Genomic DNA, 21,425 nt, shown 5'->3' with positions numbered 1-21,425 from the left:
TCCGATGTTTCAAAAAATCCTCATAGCCAATCGCGGCGAAATTGCCCTGCGGGTGCTGCGCGCCTGTAAGGAGCTTGGCATCAAGACTGTTGCCGTTCACTCCACTGCCGATGCCGATGCCATGCATGTGCGTCTCGCAGATGAAAGCGTATGTATCGGACCACCATCATCGCGCGACAGCTATCTGAATATTCACCAGATCGTTGCCGCCTGCGAAATCACAGGTGCTGATGCAATCCATCCGGGTTACGGCTTCCTCTCCGAGAATGCCAAATTCGCTGAAATTCTTGAAGCTCACGATATTACCTTCATCGGCCCGACCGCTGCGCATATCCGCATCATGGGCGATAAGATCGAAGCCAAGAAAACTGCAAAACGCCTCGGCATTCCGGTTGTTCCGGGGTCTGACGGCGGGGTTGCCAGTGAACAGGATGCAATTCGTATTGCTTCCGAAATCGGCTATCCGGTCATCATCAAGGCTTCCTCCGGTGGCGGTGGTCGCGGGATGAAGGTTGCCAAATCGGCAGAAGATATCTCGGTTGCCTATAATACTGCACGCTCGGAAGCTGCAGCTGCATTCGGTGATGATGCTGTTTACATCGAGAAATATCTCGAAAAGCCGCGTCACATTGAAGTTCAGATCGTTGGTGATGGTGCAGGCAAGGCTGTGCATCTGGGCGAACGTGACTGCTCGCTGCAGCGCCGTCACCAGAAGGTCTGGGAAGAAGCCAATTCCCCTGCCCTGAATTCCGAAGCCCGTGACAAGATCGGTATGATCTGCGCCAATGCGGTTGCAGAACTGGGCTATCGCGGTGCCGGTACAATCGAATTTCTCTATGAAAACGGTGAGTTCTATTTCATCGAAATGAACACCCGTCTTCAGGTTGAACATACGATTACCGAAGCGATCACAGGTATTGATCTGGTTCATGAACAGATCCGTATTGCCGCCGGTCTTGGCCTGTCGGTCAAGCAGGACGATGTACGTTTCTCCGGTCATGCGATTGAATGTCGTATCAATGCGGAAAACGCACGCACATTCACACCGTCACCGGGCACGATTAAGCATTATCACACACCGGGTGGTCTGGGCATTCGTGTCGATTCCGGCGTCTATAGCGGCTATAAAATCCCGCCATATTACGACAGCATGATCGGCAAACTGATTGTGCATGGCCGTAACCGCGTGGAATGCCTGATGCGTCTGCGTCGTGCGCTGGATGAATTCGTCGTTGACGGCGTTGATACAACCCTGCCGCTTTTCCAGGATTTGATTGCCAATCCGGATATCGCCAATGGCGATTATGATATCCATTGGCTTGAAAAATATCTGGAAAAGAAAAACGCATCGGATCAGTAACTCCGGTGGCGGGACGCAAATCCCCTCCGCCTCAAAATTTAAGTCCGGAGCTTTTGCTCCGGGCTTACGCCTCCGGCATTTTCCCTATGTCAGAAAGTGCTGATGATCCGGAAATATTCTGGGTACGACCGGAACAACGCGGCATTATTCCGCTCGATAAGTTCCACATTTCCCGCAGCCTGCAAAAAACACTGAAGCGCTCCCCGTTCGAGATCAGCTATGACACCGCCTTTGAACAGGTGCTGGAAGGCTGTGCGATCAGGCGGGATCCCAATGCCGGTACATGGATCAATCAGACGATCCGTGACGGCTATATTGCCCTGCACAAAGCCGGACACTGCCATTCTGTTGAAGCATGGCAGGACGGGCAACTTGTCGGTGGTCTTTATGGTGTGTCGCTGGGTGGCGCATTCTTTGGTGAAAGCATGTTCAGCCATGTCACCGATGCTTCCAAGGTCTGCCTCGTGCATCTGGTGGAGCGGTTGCGTGCACATGGTTTCAAACTGCTGGACACGCAGTTTACTACAGGGCATTTACAGCGTTTCGGCGCTGTTGAAATTCCTGCAAAGGATTATGAAGATATGTTGCTGCCAGCGATTTTAACGCCTGCGCAATTCTGAAGCTGCCAAACCTTATTGCGGCGCAGGAATGTCTGACGTCTGCTTGCAGTCTTTCAGCCAGATATCATACACCGGATGATCCACAGCATTCAGACCCGGACTATCGGCAAACATCCAGCCGGAGAAGATGCGGCGGATTTTACGATCCAGTGTGATTTCATCCACCTGCACAAAGCTGTCAGTGCGCGGTGCTTCATTATCCGAGCGGCTGTAGCAAACCTTCGGCGTTACCTGTAACGCACCGAATTGCACTGTCTCATTAATATAAACGTCAAAAGTTGTGATCCGGCCGGTGATCTTGTCCAGACCGGAAAATTCAGCAACTTTATTGGAAATACGCTCGGCACGTGCCTCAGATGCTACGCCCAGACCGGCAAGTGCCAGCCCTGCAACCAGCAGAAATGTTGTTCCAAAAGATCGTCCGGAAGAAACATTCATACACATTCTGCCTTTGGTACTGGTTGCATAAACGGATGCGGAGAAAACATCCGCCGGAAAATTAGCCTGTTCTTTACGGCATTTGTGAGAAAAAGACTCGCCGGACAGGGTTTTCCCCAATCCAGAGCGGCAGACAGCTGCACCGGACGTCAATTTAGGGGAAAGATAAAGGCGGCACAGCTGAAAAACCATGCCGCCTGTCAAATCTATCAGGACTGAAACTTAATTCGGTGTCCATGCATCATAGTCGCCGCCCACTTTAGGGCGCTGACCGGATGCGGAGATCGCACCCTGCGGGCGATAAGCATAAGGCGTACCGGTCAGGTTCTGCTGGTGCGGCTTCTGCCATTCGCGCGGCTGATAGTTTTCTTCAGTCGGCGGCGTATCGGTGCGGTGATGCATCCAGCCATGCCAGCCGGCAGGAATTGCACTGGCTTCGCTATAGCCGTTGAAGATAACCCAACGACGGGTGCGGCCTTCAGAATCCTTACCACCGGTATAATAAACATTACCGAACTCATCTTCACCGACGCGCTTACCTTTGCGCCATGTATGAAGACGGGTGCCGATAGTCTGGCTGTTCCACCAGGTAAAGACCTGAATAATAAATTTTTTCATAGCACTTCCGGATCCTGAACTATCCTGACCATAAAGGCACAGGATCATGCAGATTATTCCCTGCTTATGCCCTTATCTGAGGCGCATCGCAAGGGTCAAGTTGCCGCTGTTTTCAGCATTTCTCAGTTAAGTGATGCCATTAACACCAGAGAACACTTAACGCAAAAAACTTTTTGTACGGGCGCAACAGGCACAATTAAATGCGGGATGCTCCGGTTACATAGACCAGCCTGTCAGAGACTTTTCCATTTTAATAACCGGAATATCCAGTTTCAGTGTACCCCAGTCATTCGTCTCGCCGGTCTTTTCAAAACCTTTGCGGGTGTAGAAGTCCAGAGCTTTCTGATTCTTGGCAATCACCTCGAGAGCAAGCTTCTCCACATCAGGAAAAGCCATTTCAATCTCCGCCAGCAACATGGTGCCGATACCCTGAACCTGCTGCTCAGGATCGACATAAAGCTGGTGCAGCTCCGCAATACCGTCTTTGCTCTGGCTGGCATAAGCCATGCCGACGAGGTTGCCCTCGCCGTCATCCGCCACCACAAATTCCGAATAAGGCTTGGCCAGATTACGCGTCAGCGCAGCAACAGAATGATATTCACCTGTCACCTTATTGACGGTCTCAACGCCCAGCACATCATCAAATGTGGCATGCCAGGTTTTGACCAGCAACTGGTGCACGGCCTTCAGATCATCCTTATTTGCAGAGCGCAGCCACATTATTCGATGCCCAGTTTCGCTTTAACCAGATCATTCACAGCCTGCGGATTAGCTTTACCGCCGGTTGACTTCATCACCTGACCAACAAACCAGCCCGCCAGTGTCGGCTTTTCTTTTGCCTGAGCCACTTTTTCAGGGTTGGCAGCGATGATTTCATCAACGGCTTTTTCAATCGCGCCGGTATCAGTCACCTGCTTCATGCCGCGGGCTTCGACGATCTCTTTCGGATCACCGCCCTCGTTCCAGACGATTTCAAACAGGTCTTTAGCGATTTTACCGGAGATTGTGCCTTCCTTGATCAGATCAAGAATAGCACCCAGCTGTTCCGGAGAAACCGGAGCATCTTCAATATCCTTACCCGCCTTGTTCAAAGCGCCGAGCAGATCATTGATGACCCAGTTTGCAGCAACTTTACCATCACGGCCTTCTGCAACCGATTCGAAATAGTCAGCAATGGCTTTCTCAGTGATCAGGATGGATGCGTCATAGACAGACAGACCCATGGTTTCAACCAGACGGGTTTTCTTGTCATCCGGCAGTTCCGGCAGAGCTGATGCCAGTTCATCCACATAAGCCTGTGTGAATTCCAGCGGCAGCAAATCAGGATCAGGGAAATAGCGGTAATCATGCGCTTCTTCTTTCGAGCGCATCGAGCGGGTTTCACCCTTTACCGGATCATAAAGACGGGTTTCCTGATCAATCTTCCCGCCATCTTCAAGAATACCGATCTGACGACGTGCTTCATATTCAATCGCCTGACCGATGAAGCGGATCGAGTTCATGTTCTTGATTTCGCAACGGGTGCCGAATTCACCGCCCGGACGACGAACAGACACGTTCACGTCTGCGCGCATCGAGCCCTGATCCATATTACCGTCACAGGTGCCAAGATAACGAAGAATGCTGCGCAACTTGGTCATATAAGCGCGTGCTTCATCCGATGAGCGGATATCCGGCTTGGAAACGATTTCCATCAGCGCCACACCGGAACGGTTCAGATCGACATAGGACATGCTCGGATGCTGATCGTGCAGGGATTTACCGGCATCCTGTTCCAGATGTACACGCTCGATACCAACTTCAACATCTTCAAACTGGCCTTTGGAATCAGGGCCAACAGACACAGTTACAGTGCCCTCACCCACGATCGGCTGCTTGAACTGAGAAATCTGATAGCCCTGCGGCAGATCCGGATAGAAATAGTTTTTGCGGTCAAAAACCGATTTCAGATTGATCTGTGCTTTCAGCCCGAGACCGGTACGAATGGCCTGCGCAACACATTCCGCATTGATAACCGGCAGCATACCCGGCATCGCGGCATCCACCAGCGAAACATTGGCATTTGGCTCGGCACCGAATTCGGTGGAAGCACCGGAGAACAATTTGGAATTGGAAGTCACCTGCGCATGAACTTCCATCCCGATCACGATTTCCCAGTCACCGGTGGCACCGGAGATCAGGCGTTTCGGGTCTGGCGTGCGTGTATCGATAAGGGACATGGGCTCTTAAATCTCTGTTTTGCGGCGCGAGTTAAACTCCGCCGTTTTCTCATGCTTCTGGCTAAAACAAACCGGCCTGACTGGCAAGTGTTCTGTGCATCACAACAGCACTGTTTCAGCATCAATAAACGATCATGGCGCGGACTATAAACATTATGGTGCAACAGTGCACCCTGCATTGACGGAAAAAGTACAAATTCCCGTAACAAAGCATGGGCTTGTAAAGATAAATGACCTCACAGCACGGTCATATATCGACCATACCAAGCCGGCGATAGAGCCGCTCTGCTCCAAAGGGGTTATTACTCTCCACTTTGAGACAAACACTCTCCGCACCGCGTAATTGGAAAACCTGAAAACAATGCAGCAATAAGGCTTCGCCGATGCCCTGTCTGCGCCAGTCGGGATGCACGACAATATCCTTGATAAAAGCACTGCTCCAGCATTGCGCAAAAGCAATGAGTTGCCCTTGGATATCTGTCACCGGAAAAATCAGACCGGCATCATATTCCTCATCATTAGACAGGGCCTGCCACCAGTCACGCAATGGCGGCACTATATTGCCAACAGCTTGATAGGAAGCCGTCAGCAAAGTATGGAGTTCTGCAATCATATCCGGCCGGAAGGCGGATAAAACCACATTCTTTGACCAGACAGGCTGCGGCGGCTCGTCACTCAGCGATTTACATAAATGATAATACGGTCTTGGTTGCATTACACCACAATAGCGCAACACGGCCGGCAGTAAAGCACCGCTGACAGCAAACAAAAAAGCCGCGTTTTGCAACGCGGCTTTCTCATAACTTTATGCGGGCTGATTATTCAGCTGCATCATCAGCTTTTTTAGCTGCTTTTTTCTTTGGAGCAGCTTTTTTAGCAGGCTTTGCTTCTTCAGCTGCGCCTTCTTCTTCAGCTGTCAGCTCTTCTTTGGTCACTTTCTTATCGGTGACGGAGATTGTGCCGAGCAGGTGATCAACAACCTTTTCTTCAAAGATTGGTGCACGCAGATTAGCAACTGCATCAGGAGTTTTACGCAGGAATTCATAAACCTGCTGTTCCTGACCTGGGTAACGACGAACCTGATCGTAAACAGCGCGCTGCAGTTCTTCTTCGGTTACTTCTACACCGGCCTTTTCGCCGATTTCGGAAAGAACCAGACCAAGACGTACACGGCGTTCAGCCAGCTTGCGATATTCTTCACGAGCAGCTTCTTCAGTGGTTTCTTCGTCTTCAAAAGTCTTGCCAGCCTGCTGCAGGTCGAAATTGATCTGCTGCCAGATGTTGTTGAACTCAGCATTAACCAGACGTTCTGGTGTTTCGAACTGATATTCTGCATCCAGACCGTCGAGGATCTGACGCTTAACTTTCTGACGGGTGATCTGGCCGTACTGACCTTCGATCTGTTCACGAACAACAGTGCGCAGACGGTCAAGGCTTTCGATGCCGAGCTTCTTCGCAACTTCGTCATTCAGTTCCAGCTCAGCAGCTTTAGCAACTTCCTTCACAGTGATGTCGAAGGTTGCTTCTTTACCCGCCAGATGGGCAGCGCCGTAATTTTCAGGGAAAGTTACTTTAATCTGCTTTTCGTCACCGGCTTTTACGCCGACCAGCTGATCTTCAAAGCCCGGAATGAACTGGCCGGAACCGAGTACCAGCTGTGCATCCTGATCTGCGCCGCCTTCGAAAGGAACGTCTTCCAGCTTACCGAGGTAATCCATGGTAACGCGGTCGCCGTCTTCAGCTTTGCCTTTTTTCGCTTCGAAAGTACGAGCGGAAGAAGCAATCTTCTTAACCTGCTCTTCAACTTCTTCGTCCGAAATATCAACAACTTCACGGGTCACTTTAAGACCGGAAACGTCTTTGATTTCGATTGCCGGCAGAACTTCGTAATTCATGGTGAATTCGAAATCAGCTTTACCGGCCAGAACCTTTTCGGCTTCTGCATCGTCTTCGCTCATTGCAACTTCTGGCTGGGTTGCAGCTTTTTCGTTGCGGTCAGCAAGGATCGAACGGGTTGAATCGTTCAGAATTTCGTTAACGATCTCAGCCATGAAAGACTTGCCGTACATCTTACGCAGATGTGCTGCAGGAACTTTACCAGGACGGAAACCATCGATCTTAGCGCGACCGCGAGCGGTTTCGAGGCGCTCAGCAAGCTTTGCTTCAAGATCCTGTGCCGGAACCACGACTTTGATCTCGCGCTTCAGCCCTTCATTGAGCGTTTCGGTAACCTGCATGTCAAAACCTTCACTTTGTCTTCGTTTCGCATGACCGGCCACATGACCGTAGCCGCCGTGGCTAGCGAAATTTCTTGTTTTTCTGTTTGTCACATACCGCGCACAAATATGCGCAAAGGCTATGGGACATCCCGGAACGGATATAAAGCCTGCCGGATTATGACAGTGACTCTATATATAAATGGTACGGATTTTAAGCAGCCATACCTGATTTCTGCTATTGAATTTCCTGCACAATATCTGCTCATTCACCGGCATAAAGTCACATTTCGTAACAGAGCCCGTGCGACAGCATTGCGCCAGAATCCCATTTATCGCAAACCCATTACAATCAGCGCCCGCAAAATACAAGATGCGATTGAATGTTCACCCTGCAATCCATCGGATTTTATCGGCCTTTTACCGATGCGGATTATGCAGTCAGTATATTTTTATAAACAGCACCGTCTTTCATAATCAGCTTCATATTCTTGTCCGGATCAGCAATCAGAGACACATCCTCCAGCGGATTACCGTCGATCAGCAGCATATCCGCCATTGCACCTTTTTCGATAACGCCGACAGCTGCACCATAAGGATTACGGTTTCCTGATAGCGTCAGCAATTCGGCATTGGTGCCGGTCGCCATTTTCAGCACGTCACCATTATCAAACCAGCGCGCCAGTTTCGCCAGCTGACGTCCCTGCGAGGCTGTGCCTTTCGGGTTGAACAGAATATCCGTCCCCCATGCCATTTTGACATTATATTTAGGCCCCAGTTCAAATGCACGGATCGTGCCTTCGGCAATCATTTTCTGCTGGTCGCGCTGTATCTGCGAGGCATAAACATTGGCATCCTCATCCGCCAGAAACGGCTGAATGCTCCACCATGCACCGGCATCAGCCATTTGCTTGACGGTTTTCTCATCGGCCAGCTGGCCATGTTCAATTGACTGCACACCGCAAGCCAGCGCCCGCTGAATACCGGCTGAGGTATAAACATGCGCACTGACATAAGTACCCCAATCCTTGGCAGCCATGACCGCAGCACGGATTTCAGCCTCGGTAAATTGCAGGGAATCCAGCGGATCATAGACCGATGCCACACCGCCACCGACCATGATCTTGATCTGGCTGGCACCCAGCATCAGCTGCTCCCGTACGCGACGCAGCACTTCGGCCTCACCATCCGCAATCGCAGCAATACCGGCAGATTCCGCAAGGCTCAGATCATTCGCACTATGGCGCGGAATATCACTGCGCTGGCGGAAATCGCCATGACCGGAGGTTTGTGACACCATCGCGCCGGACGGATAAATACGAGGTCCCGGAATACGCTTTTCATCAATCGCACGCTTCAGCGCAAAGGAAGGCCCGCCCATATCGCGCACGGTCGTAAAGCCACGCATCAAAGTACGCTGTGCTTCCTGTGCCGCAACAAGATGCACATAGGCAATATCGGATGTCATCGCCACCATTTGCGGAATAGCCGCCAGAATACTGTGCCAATGGGCATCAATCAGACCCGGGATTAGCACGCGATTGCCGCAATCAATCACCTGCGCATCAGCAACATTTTCTGAAGCTTTGAGAATATCCGCAATTTTTCCGCCGCTTACCAGAACATTATGTCCTTCAAGCAGCTTTGACGATTTTCCGTCGAAAATGCGCAGATTTTTCAGCAAAACAGGCTGGCCTGCAACAGAAACCGGCGTCTGAGCCAGCGCCGAAACCGGATCAGCCACCACGGCACCTGCCATCACAGCCGCAAGGCCGCTCAGGACAGAACGGCGGCTCAGCCCGCGGCCAATGCGTTCATTCAGCTGTGTGATTGCCGGACTATGGCACAAGCATCCAAATCCATGAGCATATTGCCCGTAACGCGCACCATAGTTTCCCATAGTCTCAAACCTTTCTAAAGCTTTGATAAGACTGCATCAGCATAAATATATTATGCGGAAACTTCGGCCATAAAGTTTTAGAATTGATGAAATTCAGCACGACCCGTCAGGATATATTTGCTGCGGAGACTATAAACAGCAGGCAATGAGAAAAAATGCCATCTCAAACTGCATTGTAACCCAATTTGTAACACAATTTGTATCACAAAACCGGCCCAAAACGCACCTTCGCCAAAATTGCAGCATCAAACATGCAGCAATTACAAAGACTTACAAAAATCAAAGAGAATAAAAGTGGTGCGGATAGAGGGACTCGAACCCCCACGGTCTCCCGCCAGAACCTAAATCTGGTGCGTCTACCAATTTCGCCATATCCGCAACCGAAGCACGTATGCTTTGATGTGCGCCGCTCTATAGCATTCAATTTTCCGGCTTCAAAGGGGAAAAACAGATTATTTTTGATAAGAGACCGTCATACACAGATCTTATCACTTCCCCTTTGCCGCCTCACCTCAGAACAGCGGTTCATCAAAAACCTGTTTGCCGTCAATCCTGAGCGCACGGATCGCCGCGACGCCTTTTTCATTCACTGACAGGACGATATCCACGTTGCTGTCGCGCTGGGCATTTTCAACGGCCAGCCCCTCGCCCTCCGGCACATAATAGCGCTCAATGCCATAAACAACAGGCAGGATTGAATAGCTGTCAAAGAGCTGAAACGGAGCCTCAACCTCCCCGCGCAAAAAGATTTCACCGTCTTTTAATGCATCCGGAACATCAAATTGCGCCCGCTTCGCCTCCCACAAACCATCGGCCTGTTTCTCCAGCACGACATAAATATAATTCAGTCCGCTTTTGCGTTTCGGCTGACCGCTAATCATATGTGCAGGCAAGCGGGAAATTTCATAGCTCAGAATAACATAATCGCCGCGCATCAGATCACGCGGATCAACCGGCAAAGTCCGCAGCACCACTTCCGAACCGCTGCGCAAAATACTGATACGTTGCTGAACACCTGCCAGCATCACCCCCGACTGCAGCAATGCTGCAAGAATTGCAGCCACATAAAGCCAGCGTTTTTTAAGAAAACTCATGGTTGCTGCTCCCCATCATGAACGGACACCGCTTTAACAGTTGAGCCATGCAGATATTTTTCCATGCGGGTAACCAAATAAGCCAGCCCCATCACCAGCAGACCGCCGATCAGGAAGACACCGGACGTGCCAATCATCGTCCCCACGGTCACGGTCGCCAGATACAACACATGCAGAGAGAAGCCCGCATAGGCGAACCAGCGTAATTGTCCGCTTTTTTCACCGGCGATAATCAGCGCAAAAACACAGACGGCAATTGCCACCAGCGAATAGACCGCATCGGCACCGGCCTCATAACTATTGAACAAGTCTTTATGCTCAACCTGAAAGATAAACAGCGCGATCAGCAGAGAAGTCAGACCATAACCGGCCAGCTGCGAGCCAAATCCGTAGCTGTAGCGTTCAAAGGCCGGCCAGCGCCCCTGACAAATCACCAGCACAGCGCCAAGGGCAATCATCAGGATCAGGATCGCCTGATTTTCAATGTCAAAATACAAAGTGAGGAAATAGGCCAGCGTCAGCGCTGCCAGCAAATGCATGGCCTTATCCGCTTTTGTATAGATAATGGCACCGACACAGGCGAAGATGTAAAGCGGCATAACCCAGCGATAGGATGCAACCAGATTGACCTGCCCGCCAAGCTCATTCAGCACGGTTGACAGATAAAAGCCACCGATACCCAATGCCGCAGCGGTCAAAATCGGCGCGCGCAGCAGCACCGCGGCAACCAGCACACCAACGCCCCATGCCAGCGCCGCCGTCGTCATATCACCGGACATATGATACATCTGTCCGATCAGCGCGATACCGGCACCATAGGTAATGGCCGAGAGCAGATAAAGCGCCGGTGCAAAAATCGCCGCCAATGTGTTGCTTTGCCCGCTTTCACCACGTCTTTGCAGCCATGCGCCGCCAAGATAACCGCTCCACATGACAAACAGGATAAGCGCCACGCGCCAGACACGCGGTATGACTTCCCAATTGGCTGCAACAAACAGGATCAGCGCCGCGCCAAGCAACAATGCGCCAAGCACGGCGAGAACACCGCCAATACCAAAGCCGTTCTTGCGGGTTTTAACATCAAGACGCAGCCTGTCTGCAGTTTCCTGATCCAGCAGCCCTTGGGACTGCCATTGGTCAATCTGGTGTGCAAGGGAAACAAAAATGGACAAATGGCGATCCTGTTATAATGGTTGCTCCGGCTTGCATAAGAACAAACCTGCCCGATGCAAGAGACGAGCGCATAGCTTTACTATCGTGTTAAATTAAGACGAGTGCTCAGGCAATCCCGGCTTACCGGCTTCATCAGGGTTCAGGCGCACATAATCCGCTTTCAGATCTTCCGATGTTTTGCGGCTGCCGTCATGGCTCCAGCCAGGCGGCGCTGCCATATACATCAGCCTTTGCCGCAGGCTCAGCCCCGGCGCAAACACATCTTTCATCATCCCCGCCCATTCATGAAATGCCACCCGCACCGGATTGAAAGTACCGATATTGCGCACGATCCCGTAGCGCGGCATATCCTCCGGCAATTCTTCCACAAATGTGCCGAATAATCTGTCCCAGATAATCAAGGTGCCGGCAAAATTCGCATCCAGATATCGCGGATTGGTCGCATGATGCACACGGTGATGCGACGGCGTATTGAAGATCAATTCAATAGGCTTCCACATTTTGCCGATTGCTTCCGTATGAATCCAGAACTGGTAGATCAGGTTAAAGCCATAGACAAAAGCAATCACTGCCGGATGAAAGCCCAGCAATACCAGCGGCACCTGCAATATAAACATGCCGGTAATCTGCCCTGTCCAAGACTGACGCAGCGCTGTGGTCAGATTATAATGCTGGCTGGAATGATGATTGACATGCTCCGCCCAGACCCAGCGCACCCGATGGGCAATGCGGTGATACCAGTAATAGCGCAAATCATCGAAAATAAAGGCAGCGATAAAGACCCACCAATGCAGGCCGAGATCAAAGAAACGGAACTGCCATACCCACAGCAAAGCTGTAACAGACACAAAACCGAGCAACAGCCCTGCCACAACATTACCGGTGCCCATTAGCAGACTGGTCAGCGCATCACGGGTCTCAAATTCGCCCTTGCGGTGCCAGTAACGTACCGCAACCAGCTCAATCATAATCGCAAGGAGATATAAGGGCACTGCCAGCAGTGTTACGTCGAAGAATGCCGGATCATTCATAAAGACAACTCCCCTTTTTATTGTTGAGGCCGCGCTAGAGCGGTTTACGTCCAGATTGGATCATAGCGCTCGCTCTAGATTCTTTATTTGGTCGCACTATCACGGGCGCCAAGTTGATCCAACTTGACTGTGAAATGCTCTAGCCATTCACAGACCTGATCACGTGTCTTTTTGTCATCGAAAGAAAAAGTAGCCGCAGGCCATGTAAAATCATGCATCTGCAGAAACAGTCTTGTTTCGTCCTGCTTGCGGATTTCCGCAATATCTTGCGCTTTTAAAATGCGTGTCAGAAATTTAGCACCCACCGCATGAACAAGACCTGTTCCCTGCTGCGGCAGGTCGAAAAAAGCAGTGCGCCGGTCTTGAGTATAATAAATGCGGGTGATCAGGCTTTCCGGATAATCCTGCCGGAAACGCTCCAGCACATCCTTATCGCTGTCTAAAACCGCCTGCCGGTTACCGCCAAGCAGATGAACAGCCACTGCGCCGATGATAATACCAGCGACGATCATGCCAATGAGTACAGGCAAACTCAGCAAGCGACCTGATCTCCCCCTATAAACAAGCCGTTCCCCTTCATGAAAACAAGGTTCCCACGAAAATTCCCCGTATTCAAGTATCCAAAAATCGCACAGGTACTCAATAACCAGCCCGCAATTTTACCAGTCGCTAACCTTAATGCGGTGCTGCTTTGCATAGCTCTTGAAATGTCACAATTTCTACACAACCCACAGGCGATATTTTTGTGAGGCTTAATGCGTGATACCGCATTTAAATTACCCGCAATCACAGTTTAACGAACGAAAATTGCGACCGGCACTAATTTTGTCTAAATAGCGACTAAATAGCGATTTAAATCGTTTAAATGAGGTCTGCAAGGCTCGCAGAGGAGCTATGCAATCTTGTCTCTCCTCATTTCTGATCGCCCGGGCTATATACAGGACAACAGATTACACAACACAACTGAACACAATCGAGGGTTTTAAAAATGAACATCATTCGCTCTTTCAACAACTGGCGCCGTTACCGTGACACAGTTTCCGAACTGAACCGTTTGTCCAACCGTGAACTCGGTGATCTCGGTATCTCCCGCTCCGACATTCCTTACATCGCCCGCAAGTCCAACACTGCCGGTATGTAATTTAAGCAAGTCATTGCTAAAACTGTCAGGATCGGGAATCCGCCTGAACTGATAGTATGTATGCCACGAAATATCTGTGCCGGAGTTTTTCAACCACCGGCGCGGACGGATAAACATCCTCCCCTTTCATGACCGGTATTCCTCCTCCCGTACCGGTCATGTTTTATTGCCTGCTGTTGTCCCTCCCGTTTTTCAGCAGGCATAGCGCTGTCAGGACTATGTCCTCCATTCTGCGCTGACTGATATCCCCCCATATCAGTCCTCCTTAAGATAGCTCTGTCGCCCTCCCTCCTGCGACAGGGCTATTTTTTTATCCATTATTCCTATCCGCAAAAGCTTGTGATCTGGCACAGAGGTGATTGATGCCGCGTTGCAAAAGCGGTATTGGACAAAGCATGTCCAATTTATCATCCTATTCACCTGTTCACATTATCGGCGGCGGCCTCGCAGGCAGCGAAGCGGCATGGCAGATTGCTGAAGCAGGCATTCCCGTCATCATTCATGAAATGCGTCCGGTGCGCGGTACAGATGCGCATAAAACCCACGGACTGGCTGAGCTTGTATGCTCCAATTCCTTCCGCTCGGATGATGCTGAAACCAATGCCGTTGGCGTGCTCCATGCTGAAATGCGTCTGGCCAATTCGCTGATTATGGCCTGCGCCGATGCCAATCAGGTTCCGGCCGGTGGTGCGCTGGCTGTTGACCGTGACGGCTTCTCTGATGCGGTCACTGCAAAGCTTGAAGCGCATCCGCTCATCACCATTCAGCGTGAAGTGGTTGAAGGTCTGCCACCGGAAGACTGGGGCAATACCATCATCGCCACCGGCCCGCTGACTGCTGCAGAACTGGCAGAGGCAATCGCGCAGGAAACTGAAGCCGATTCCCTCGCCTTCTTTGATGCAATCGCACCGATCATCCATTTTGACAGCATCAATATGGATGTCTGCTGGTTCCAGTCGCGCTATGACAAAGTTGGTCCGGGCGGCACAGGCAAAGACTATATCAACTGCCCGATGGATAAAGAGCAATATCAGGCATTTATTCAGGCTTTGATTGACGGCGAAAAGACCGAGTTCAAAGAATGGGAAGGCACACCTTATTTCGACGGCTGTCTGCCGATTGAAGTGATGGCAGAGCGCGGCCCTGAAACATTGCGTCATGGCCCGATGAAACCGATGGGGCTGACCAATGCCCATAATCGCGATGTGAAGCCCTATGCGGTTGTGCAGCTGCGTCAGGATAATGCGCTTGGCACGCTCTATAATATGGTCGGTTTCCAGACCAAGCTGAAATATGGCGAACAGACCCGGATTTTGCGCATGATTCCAGGTCTGGAGAATGCGGAATTTGCCCGCCTCGGCGGTTTGCACCGCAATACCTATCTCAATTCACCGATCCTGCTTGATACCAGCCTGCGCCTGAAATCCCGCCCGCAGATCCGTTTTGCAGGCCAGATAACCGGTTGTGAAGGCTATGTGGAATCTTCAGCGATGGGCTTGCTCGCCGGTCGTTTTGCGGCTGCACAGCAGCGTGGCGAGACTTTGCCGCCACCGCCTGTCACGACAGCTTTCGGCGCCTTGCTCAATCACATTACCGGCGGCCATCTTGTCAGCGATGATGAACCGGGCAAACGTTCTTTCCAGCCGATGAATGTGAATTTCGGCCTGTTTCCGGAAGTTACAGTTCCGAAACAGGAAGGTGTGCGTCTGCGCGGCAAGGAAAAGACACAGGCCAAAAAACGCGCTCTTAGTGCCCGCGCTTTGAGTGACTTCAAAGTCTGGCTGCAAGAACAGCAATAACATTTAAAAAGCCGCCTCCAAAGCATGTCTCCCAAAAGCGGGCACCGGTTTTGGGGTAAAGACATGCGTAAAAACAAAGCACTAGAACAGATTAAACGCAACACGCTCTAGAGGCGGCTTTTTATTACTTATGATTTGAGTGAGGACTTTAAGTAAATCCACTGGCGCCGTAATTGTGACAAGTCAACGCCCTGCTCGGCCACCAGATCAGCCTTGCGCTCTGCGCGTTTCAGCACCAACGGAACCAAACGCACCGGCAGATAGGCTGCTTTCAGGCTTGCCCGCATAGGTTGTTTTTCAAAAGCCGCGTAATGTTCCCGCGCCAGAGCTGTCACCACAGCCACGACACGCTGCATCGCCGCTTTGTCATCACCCTTGATAAATTGCTCTGTCGTAACACCCACCGCCTGCAACATATCTTCCGGCACATAGACCTGCCCACGACGGCGATGCAAAGGCATCAGCCGCAGCAAACCGCTGACAGCCTGCGCAACACCCGCATGGCCGGAGAGTTCTGCCGAAGATTTCGCCGCATCGGCATCCAATATCATTGCTGCCATTTGCAAAATGGCACAGGCGGTTTCGCCGCAATAGCCTTCCAGATCATTGCGGCTCGGCATTGCATCATTATACAGATCAAAAATCCGTGCCTCACAATAAGCATCGAAGACACTGCGCGGCAGCTGATAATCCTGAATGGCTTGCAGCAATAAAGCAGCCACCGGATTGCCGGTCACTGCACCATGTTCGGTGCCATTGATAAGATCACGCCACCATTGCAGACGCACTTCCCCCGGCAATGCATCATGTACCACATCACGGATACGGGCGATTTCTGCATTGAATGCATAGAGTGCAGCAAGCGCAGGCCGCCTATCTTCCGGCGCATAAAGCACTGCCAGATAGCGGTCAAAATCACTCTGGCGCAAAAATTGCAGGCAATGCTGGTAATGTCCGGTCTCGGCCGCTGAAAATGTCACGGCTTTATTGTCAGTTTCAGCCACGCTCTCACTCCACGGCAATCAGAGCGGCGGCAACAGCGCGGTCTTCCGCAAGCAGCACATTATAGGTGCGCACGGCAGCGCCGGTGCTCATCGGATCGGATGAAATGCGGTGCTCACGCAGTACAGCCTTAACATCCTCCGGTATCCGGCACAGATCCATACCCGTGCCAACCAGCAGAATTTCAATATCGCTTGCCTGTTGCAGGATCATGTCCAGATCAGCCACCGTCAGAATTGGCGGCTGTTTTGGCTCCCAGCCATGAATGCCGGATGGCAGACACATTAATGAACCGCGATGCGACATTTCCGCAAAACGAAACCCGCCATTTCCATAGGCATCAATCGGTGCCCGTCCCGGAAAATGTGCCTCACGGATTTCAATGCCAGTGTTCATTTCGTCTCTCTTTATCTTGATCGCTATAATCTGCTCAGCCCCGCATGGATGGCAAGCAATAATATGCGCCCCTTCTACAACAATATGGGAGTTTTACCAGTTCATTACAGTGCATTTCAGCCTGATTAAAACAGCATTGCCCGCAGGAGAACCTGCGGGCAATGTTTATTCTAATATATTGCTGATTACTCAGCTTGCGGTTTGTGGTTCCGCATTTTCACTGACATCCGACGGTCTGATACCGAGCAGCCATAGCAGCGGCCCCGCAATATAGATCGACGAATAGGTCGCGATAATAATCCCCAGCGACATCATCACTGCAAAGGAACCGATATCCGCACCACCAAAGATGTAGAGCGGGATCAGCGCCAGCAGCGTGACCAGTGAGGTCAGAATTGTACGGGACAGCGTCTGATTGATCGCAGCATCCACCAGCATACTGACCCGCGTCTGCGGATAGCGGCGCAAATTATCACGCACGCGGTCATACACGACCACCGTATCGTTAAGTGAATAGCCGATAACCGTCAGCAGCGCCGCAAGGCTCCACAAATTATATTCAAAGCGGAACAGCGCAAAAACACCGATCATAATGATGATATCATGTGTCGTTGCCAGCACGGCACCGACAGCAAACTGCCAGCGGAAACGCAGCCACAAATAGGCAAAAACGCCGATCAGTGCCAGTCCGAGCGCTGCATTACCAATACGCGATAAATGATCGGAAACCGTTGGCCCAACCACTTCAACGCGCTGGAAATCATAATCCTGCTCGAACTCGTCGCGCAATTTCACGACTACGGTCTGCTCGGCATCATCACCGGCATCCTGCGAGCCGATCAGCAGCTCGGCAAGGTTTTCATTTTTACCCTGCACCACCCGCGCACCGTCAATATTCAGCTCGGACAGACGCAAACGAATATCATCCAGATCCGCAGGCCCTTCACGCGACTGCAGTTCGACAGAAGAACCGCCGTCGAAATCGATACCGTAATTCAGTCCCATGGTGAAATAAAACACGAGGGCAGCAACACAGGCAGCGGCAGAGATAATTGCCGTAATGCCGCTCAGTTTCATAAAGCCGATCTTGGTATTGGTTGGCACCAGCTTAAGGAAACGTGCCGGAATCACTGTTGGTTTTGACTGACGAACCCAGAGAGAAATCAGGAGACGGGAGAAGGTGTAGGTTGTGAAAAGTGACGTCGCAACACCAATGGTCACGATGATCGCAAATTCATGCAACGGCCCGCTGCCGAACATCAGCAATACCAATGCCGCGATCAGCGTTGTCAGGTTGGCATCCACAACACAGGCTCGCGCACGGGAAAAACCGGATTCAATCGCCTGTACAACAGAATAACCGTTACGGCGATCTTCACGCATTTTCTCAAACAGCAGAATATTGCTGTCCACCGCCATACCGATGGTCAGCACCAGACCGGCAATGGTTGCCAACCCGACTGCAACACCGAAGAATGACACGACGGCAATCATCAGCATGACATTGACACCGAGCGCAATCACAGAGATCAGACCAAGCAGGCCATAGGACAGCACCATAAACAGAGCGACAACCACAAGCGCGCTCAGTGCAGTAATCAGTCCGTAGCTTGTATAATTCTGGCCAAGTGCCGAAGCAATGCTGCGCTCTTCCAGAACCTGAACCGGAGCCGCCAGTGGCCCCGAACGCAGAACAACACCAAGATTGCTCAGTGTTTCCAGATCAAAATCACCGGTGATCTGCAAATTGCCGGTCGTAATTGCTTCCTGAATACGCGGAGCCGACACAATCTGATTATCAATCACAACAGCAAGAACAGAGCCGGTATTCTTGGTCGTAAAGTCGGCCAGATCCTTAGTGCCCTCTTCCGTCAGGGAGATGGTAATCACTGAATCCTGCGCGGTATTTACACCGACTTCCGCATCGGCAATGTCTTCACCGGTAAGAACCGGTGCTTTTTTAACAATATAACCAACCGGCGGATCATCAAATGAATAGATGATTTCCGAATCCTGCGGAACCAGCCCTTCAGCCAGCGGATCAGGTGTCGTTACAATTTTCGCCTGACGGAAATTGATATCGCCTTTCAGGCTCAGCAGATCTTTGATGAGCTGTGCGTCATAAACATCCGGCACTTCAGCGCGTATCTGGTTTTTGTTCTGCACATTGATACGGGCATTATCATAGCCCAGCTCAGACAGACGGTCGGCCATAACGGCTGCGCTTTTATCCAGATCTTCCGCAGTAATTTTCGGCGATGCCAGAACAACGCGCGTACCGCCTGTCAGATCAAGACCGGTGATAATCTGCCCTTTCGGGAAACCGTCAGGCAGACCCGACAATTGCTGAGCGGAAAAGAAATTAGGTAATGCGAAGATAAAACCGGCCAGAACGACCAGCCAGATCAGTACCGATTTCCAGCGCGGGAAATAGAGCATCGGCAATCCATCCGTAAAATTGATGCCGCTTTGCAGCAAATCCGCAAAACAGACAGGATCAGACGTAACAGTAATGTTTTTGAGAATAACTGCCGAATAAAACACGGCAAATTCTGCTTACACCACCTCATTTTCTGATCTTATACGTGATTCGTACAAATCTCAGCAGGCACACAGTCGGATGGCGCAGATTTTAAGCTGATGATGCGCTATTGCAGCACATCAAATTATAGTTTCAGGCCAATAAAAAAGCCCGCTCAAAGCGGGCTTTAATAACAATCAGCAATAAGCTTACTTGTTCTTGTTGTCGGCAACCGGTTCACCACGGGTGCGCACATCACCAATGGTGGAGCGCAGAACGCGGATTTTGATACCGTCAGCAATTTCAGCTTCCAGTTCATTATCATCGATCACTTTGGTAACTTTAGCGATGATGCCGCCACCGGTAATGATCGTGTCATTGCGGCGGATATTGGTCAGCATTTCGCCGCGTTTTTTCATCTGATTACGCTGAGGGCGGATAATCAGGAAATACATAACAACGAAAATAAGGATAAACGGCAGAATGCTCATCAGCATATCCGCGCCACCGGCACCACCGGCGGCCTGAGCGTAAGCAGGGGTAACAAACATGAAAGTGACTCCTCGTCAAACTGAAAACTGTCCGATGCTTCTCGGCTGCAGAATTCCTTAAACCGATTGCGGGTTAGGGAATTATGTAGCCAAAGCCGTCATATTTCACCGGCATGCATCAAATTTATTCACTGCGCATTACAACGGTTATACGCCGTTATGCAACCATAGATGCAAATTCTTAATCCACTTTACCAGTGCGGCCATCATTTTTTTCACTCCGGCCTTGGCTACAGGCACAAATACAATATTTTCACACAACCGTACCCATGGGTACTATTCAAAGACAATAATCTTGCTAAAGTCAGACCGTTCTTGAAGGCAGTCTTTAAGCAGCAAACAGAAACAGTCCGGTAAAGCCAGTAGCGAATGCTCCAGCGCTTTACTTAAAATCCGGGCATTCTTGCATCCCGCCATAAGTCTGATGACCGGATACAAGAGTGCCGCGGATAGAATACAGGCTTTAAAATGAACACGACTGAGCAAATATTGAGTGCAAAACTGGATCAGCTGCTGGCTGTTCTTGAGCGCATGGCACCACCTGCCCCGAAACCATTGCAGGCAGAGAGTGCCGATACATTTGTCTGGGAGCCCTCCCGCCTTGAACTGGCACCGGTCAAAAAGGTCAACCGTGTTGATCTCGGTCTCATTCATGGTGTTGACCATGTGCGCGATCAGCTGGTGAGCAATACCGAGCGCTTTGCCCGCGGCCTGCCCGCCAATAATGTACTGCTCTGGGGTGCACGCGGCATGGGCAAATCCTCACTGGTCAAAGCCGCGCAGGCTTCAGTCAATCAAACCGCCGAAAAACCGCTGAAGCTCATTGAAATTCACCGCGAAGATATCAACAGCCTGCCGGTATTGATGAATCTCATCAAGGAGAGCGACTACCGTTTCATTCTGTTTTGTGATGACCTGTCCTTCGACCATGACGACACATCCTACAAATCACTGAAAGCTGCGCTTGAAGGCGGTGTCGAAGGCCGTCCTGATAATGTGATTTTCTATGCCACATCCAACCGCCGCCATCTGATGCCGCGTGAAATGATTGATAATGAGCGTTCCAGCGCTATCAATCCGTCTGAAGCGACAGAAGAAAAAGTCTCACTCTCCGACCGCTTTGGTCTGTGGCTTGGCTTCCATAAATGCAATCAGGATGATTATCTGGCAATGGTCGATGGCTATGCCGCGCATTATGGCTTCAATTATCCGGTTGAGAAACTGCATGCGGAAGCCCTTGAATGGTCAACCACACGCGGCAACCGTTCAGGCCGCGTTGCCTGGCAATATGTACAAGATTTGGCCGGCAGGCTTGGCATTTCCATTCATGCATAAACAAAAAAGCC

The 21,425-nt window shown here is 50.9% G+C and carries 19 protein-coding genes, 1 tRNA gene and 1 pseudogene; 5 read left to right on the top strand and 16 right to left on the bottom strand.

Translation table 11 applies throughout. From position 1 onward, the window contains the following. The first annotated feature begins 4 nt into the window (after positions 1–4). Both accC and aat read left to right on the top strand, forming a co-directional pair. A complete protein-coding gene (gene accC, locus BKD14_RS07045) occupies positions 5–1,360 on the top strand; it encodes an acetyl-CoA carboxylase biotin carboxylase subunit (RefSeq protein WP_075654881.1) in 1,356 nt (451 codons plus the stop codon). A gap of 5 nt (positions 1,361–1,365) precedes the next feature. After that, entirely contained in the window at positions 1,366–1,980 is a 615-nt protein-coding gene (gene aat, locus BKD14_RS07040) for a leucyl/phenylalanyl-tRNA--protein transferase (protein WP_022711462.1), read from the top strand. 12 nt (positions 1,981–1,992) lie between these two features. Here aat and BKD14_RS07035 read toward each other — a convergent pair. The 12 genes and pseudogenes from BKD14_RS07035 to BKD14_RS06980 all read right to left on the bottom strand — a co-directional run. Further along, positions 1,993–2,331: pseudogene (locus tag BKD14_RS07035) on the bottom strand (DUF2155 domain-containing protein); the annotation flags it as partial. Between the two features lie 309 nt (positions 2,332–2,640). Beyond that, complete coding sequence (locus BKD14_RS07030; RefSeq protein WP_022711464.1) at positions 2,641–3,036, bottom strand: NADH:ubiquinone oxidoreductase subunit NDUFA12; 396 nt, start codon at positions 3,034–3,036, stop codon at positions 2,641–2,643. 216 nt (positions 3,037–3,252) lie between these two features. Then, the gene (locus BKD14_RS07025) at positions 3,253–3,756 is read right to left on the bottom strand and encodes a GNAT family N-acetyltransferase (RefSeq protein WP_022711465.1); all 504 of its coding nucleotides are present in this window, start codon (positions 3,754–3,756) and stop codon (positions 3,253–3,255) included. Continuing rightward, positions 3,756–5,255 carry an Asp-tRNA(Asn)/Glu-tRNA(Gln) amidotransferase subunit GatB gene (gene gatB, locus BKD14_RS07020; protein WP_022711466.1) on the bottom strand — a complete coding sequence of 500 codons (1,500 nt, stop codon included), beginning with the start codon at positions 5,253–5,255 and terminating at the stop codon, positions 3,756–3,758. Before gatB ends, BKD14_RS07025 begins: the two co-directional genes overlap by 1 nt. A gap of 247 nt (positions 5,256–5,502) precedes the next feature. Continuing rightward, positions 5,503–5,970 carry a GNAT family N-acetyltransferase gene (locus tag BKD14_RS07015; protein WP_139316350.1) on the bottom strand — a complete coding sequence of 156 codons (468 nt, stop codon included), beginning with the start codon at positions 5,968–5,970 and terminating at the stop codon, positions 5,503–5,505. A gap of 103 nt (positions 5,971–6,073) precedes the next feature. Next, on the bottom strand, positions 6,074–7,492 hold the full coding sequence (tig, locus tag BKD14_RS07010; protein WP_075654880.1) for a trigger factor: 1,419 nt from the start codon (positions 7,490–7,492) through the stop codon (positions 6,074–6,076). 412 nt (positions 7,493–7,904) lie between these two features. Next, positions 7,905–9,371, bottom strand: coding sequence for an amidohydrolase family protein (locus tag BKD14_RS07005; protein ID WP_083646922.1), 1,467 nt, complete (start codon positions 9,369–9,371; stop codon positions 7,905–7,907). A gap of 295 nt (positions 9,372–9,666) precedes the next feature. Then, positions 9,667–9,749 (bottom strand) — tRNA-Leu (locus tag BKD14_RS07000). Between the two features lie 134 nt (positions 9,750–9,883). Further along, a complete protein-coding gene (locus BKD14_RS06995) occupies positions 9,884–10,465 on the bottom strand; it encodes a GDYXXLXY domain-containing protein (protein WP_075654879.1) in 582 nt (193 codons plus the stop codon). After that, entirely contained in the window at positions 10,462–11,637 is a 1,176-nt protein-coding gene (locus tag BKD14_RS06990) for a DUF2157 domain-containing protein (RefSeq protein ID WP_075654878.1), read from the bottom strand. The genes BKD14_RS06995 and BKD14_RS06990 overlap by 4 nt, the downstream gene beginning before the upstream one ends. A 93-nt stretch (positions 11,638–11,730) precedes the next feature. Continuing rightward, complete coding sequence (locus tag BKD14_RS06985) at positions 11,731–12,669, bottom strand: sterol desaturase family protein (protein WP_075654877.1); 939 nt, start codon at positions 12,667–12,669, stop codon at positions 11,731–11,733. Between the two features lie 83 nt (positions 12,670–12,752). Further along, on the bottom strand, positions 12,753–13,199 hold the full coding sequence (locus tag BKD14_RS06980) for a hypothetical protein (RefSeq protein WP_175576079.1): 447 nt from the start codon (positions 13,197–13,199) through the stop codon (positions 12,753–12,755). Positions 13,200–13,657: 458 nt separating this feature from the next. On the opposite strand from BKD14_RS06980, the gene BKD14_RS06975 reads away from it, so the two are divergent. Both BKD14_RS06975 and trmFO read left to right on the top strand, forming a co-directional pair. After that, positions 13,658–13,810 carry a DUF1127 domain-containing protein gene (locus BKD14_RS06975; RefSeq protein WP_022711474.1) on the top strand — a complete coding sequence of 51 codons (153 nt, stop codon included), beginning with the start codon at positions 13,658–13,660 and terminating at the stop codon, positions 13,808–13,810. 395 nt (positions 13,811–14,205) lie between these two features. After that, positions 14,206–15,609 (top strand): methylenetetrahydrofolate--tRNA-(uracil(54)-C(5))-methyltransferase (FADH(2)-oxidizing) TrmFO, encoded by a 1,404-nt coding sequence (gene trmFO, locus BKD14_RS06970; RefSeq protein WP_028233777.1) that lies wholly within the window; start codon positions 14,206–14,208, stop codon positions 15,607–15,609. Positions 15,610–15,737: 128 nt separating this feature from the next. Here trmFO and BKD14_RS06965 read toward each other — a convergent pair whose 3' ends face one another. From BKD14_RS06965 to yajC, 4 genes are all read right to left on the bottom strand, one after another. Next, complete coding sequence (locus BKD14_RS06965; protein ID WP_245293588.1) at positions 15,738–16,613, bottom strand: phytoene/squalene synthase family protein; 876 nt, start codon at positions 16,611–16,613, stop codon at positions 15,738–15,740. Positions 16,614–16,617: 4 nt separating this feature from the next. Beyond that, a complete protein-coding gene (locus BKD14_RS06960) occupies positions 16,618–17,007 on the bottom strand; it encodes an Mth938-like domain-containing protein (RefSeq protein WP_075654875.1) in 390 nt (129 codons plus the stop codon). 189 nt (positions 17,008–17,196) lie between these two features. After that, positions 17,197–19,551, bottom strand: a complete 2,355-nt coding sequence (gene secD / locus BKD14_RS06955; RefSeq protein WP_245293587.1) for a protein translocase subunit SecD — start codon at positions 19,549–19,551, stop codon at positions 17,197–17,199. Between the two features lie 186 nt (positions 19,552–19,737). Further along, positions 19,738–20,079 (bottom strand): preprotein translocase subunit YajC, encoded by a 342-nt coding sequence (gene yajC / locus BKD14_RS06950; protein WP_022711479.1) that lies wholly within the window; start codon positions 20,077–20,079, stop codon positions 19,738–19,740. A 468-nt stretch (positions 20,080–20,547) separates the two neighbouring features. Here yajC and BKD14_RS06945 point away from each other — a divergent pair, with 468 nt between their 5' ends. Beyond that, the gene (locus BKD14_RS06945; protein WP_075654874.1) at positions 20,548–21,414 is read left to right on the top strand and encodes an ATP-binding protein; all 867 of its coding nucleotides are present in this window, start codon (positions 20,548–20,550) and stop codon (positions 21,412–21,414) included. The last annotated feature ends 11 nt before the right edge of the window (positions 21,415–21,425 follow it).

The sequence above is a fragment of the Pseudochrobactrum sp. B5 genome, from assembly GCF_001939785.1.
GTDB classification, from domain to species: Bacteria; Pseudomonadota; Alphaproteobacteria; order Rhizobiales; family Rhizobiaceae; genus Pseudochrobactrum; species Pseudochrobactrum saccharolyticum.
The sequence above is the reverse complement of the archived record's forward strand: the minus strand, read 5'-3'. Positions and strand labels throughout refer to the sequence as shown.

What these genes read in the sequence shown, in the direction of transcription:
- accC (WP_075654881.1), top strand. Translation starts at nt 5, where the DNA reads ATGTTTCAAAAAATCCTCATAGCCAATCGCGGCGAAATTGCCCTGCGG.
- BKD14_RS07030 (WP_022711464.1), bottom strand. Translation starts at nt 3,036, where the DNA reads ATGAAAAAATTTATTATTCAGGTCTTTACCTGGTGGAACAGCCAGACT.
- BKD14_RS07025 (WP_022711465.1), bottom strand. Translation starts at nt 3,756, where the DNA reads ATGTGGCTGCGCTCTGCAAATAAGGATGATCTGAAGGCCGTGCACCAG.
- gatB (WP_022711466.1), bottom strand. Translation starts at nt 5,255, where the DNA reads ATGTCCCTTATCGATACACGCACGCCAGACCCGAAACGCCTGATCTCC.
- BKD14_RS07015 (WP_139316350.1), bottom strand. Translation starts at nt 5,970, where the DNA reads ATGCAACCAAGACCGTATTATCATTTATGTAAATCGCTGAGTGACGAG.
- tig (WP_075654880.1), bottom strand. Translation starts at nt 7,492, where the DNA reads ATGCAGGTTACCGAAACGCTCAATGAAGGGCTGAAGCGCGAGATCAAA.
- BKD14_RS07005 (WP_083646922.1), bottom strand. Translation starts at nt 9,371, where the DNA reads ATGGGAAACTATGGTGCGCGTTACGGGCAATATGCTCATGGATTTGGA.
- BKD14_RS06995 (WP_075654879.1), bottom strand. Translation starts at nt 10,465, where the DNA reads ATGAGTTTTCTTAAAAAACGCTGGCTTTATGTGGCTGCAATTCTTGCA.
- BKD14_RS06985 (WP_075654877.1), bottom strand. Translation starts at nt 12,669, where the DNA reads ATGAATGATCCGGCATTCTTCGACGTAACACTGCTGGCAGTGCCCTTA.
- BKD14_RS06975 (WP_022711474.1), top strand. Translation starts at nt 13,658, where the DNA reads ATGAACATCATTCGCTCTTTCAACAACTGGCGCCGTTACCGTGACACA.
- trmFO (WP_028233777.1), top strand. Translation starts at nt 14,206, where the DNA reads ATGTCCAATTTATCATCCTATTCACCTGTTCACATTATCGGCGGCGGC.
- BKD14_RS06960 (WP_075654875.1), bottom strand. Translation starts at nt 17,007, where the DNA reads ATGAACACTGGCATTGAAATCCGTGAGGCACATTTTCCGGGACGGGCA.
- yajC (WP_022711479.1), bottom strand. Translation starts at nt 20,079, where the DNA reads ATGTTTGTTACCCCTGCTTACGCTCAGGCCGCCGGTGGTGCCGGTGGC.
- BKD14_RS06945 (WP_075654874.1), top strand. Translation starts at nt 20,548, where the DNA reads ATGAACACGACTGAGCAAATATTGAGTGCAAAACTGGATCAGCTGCTG.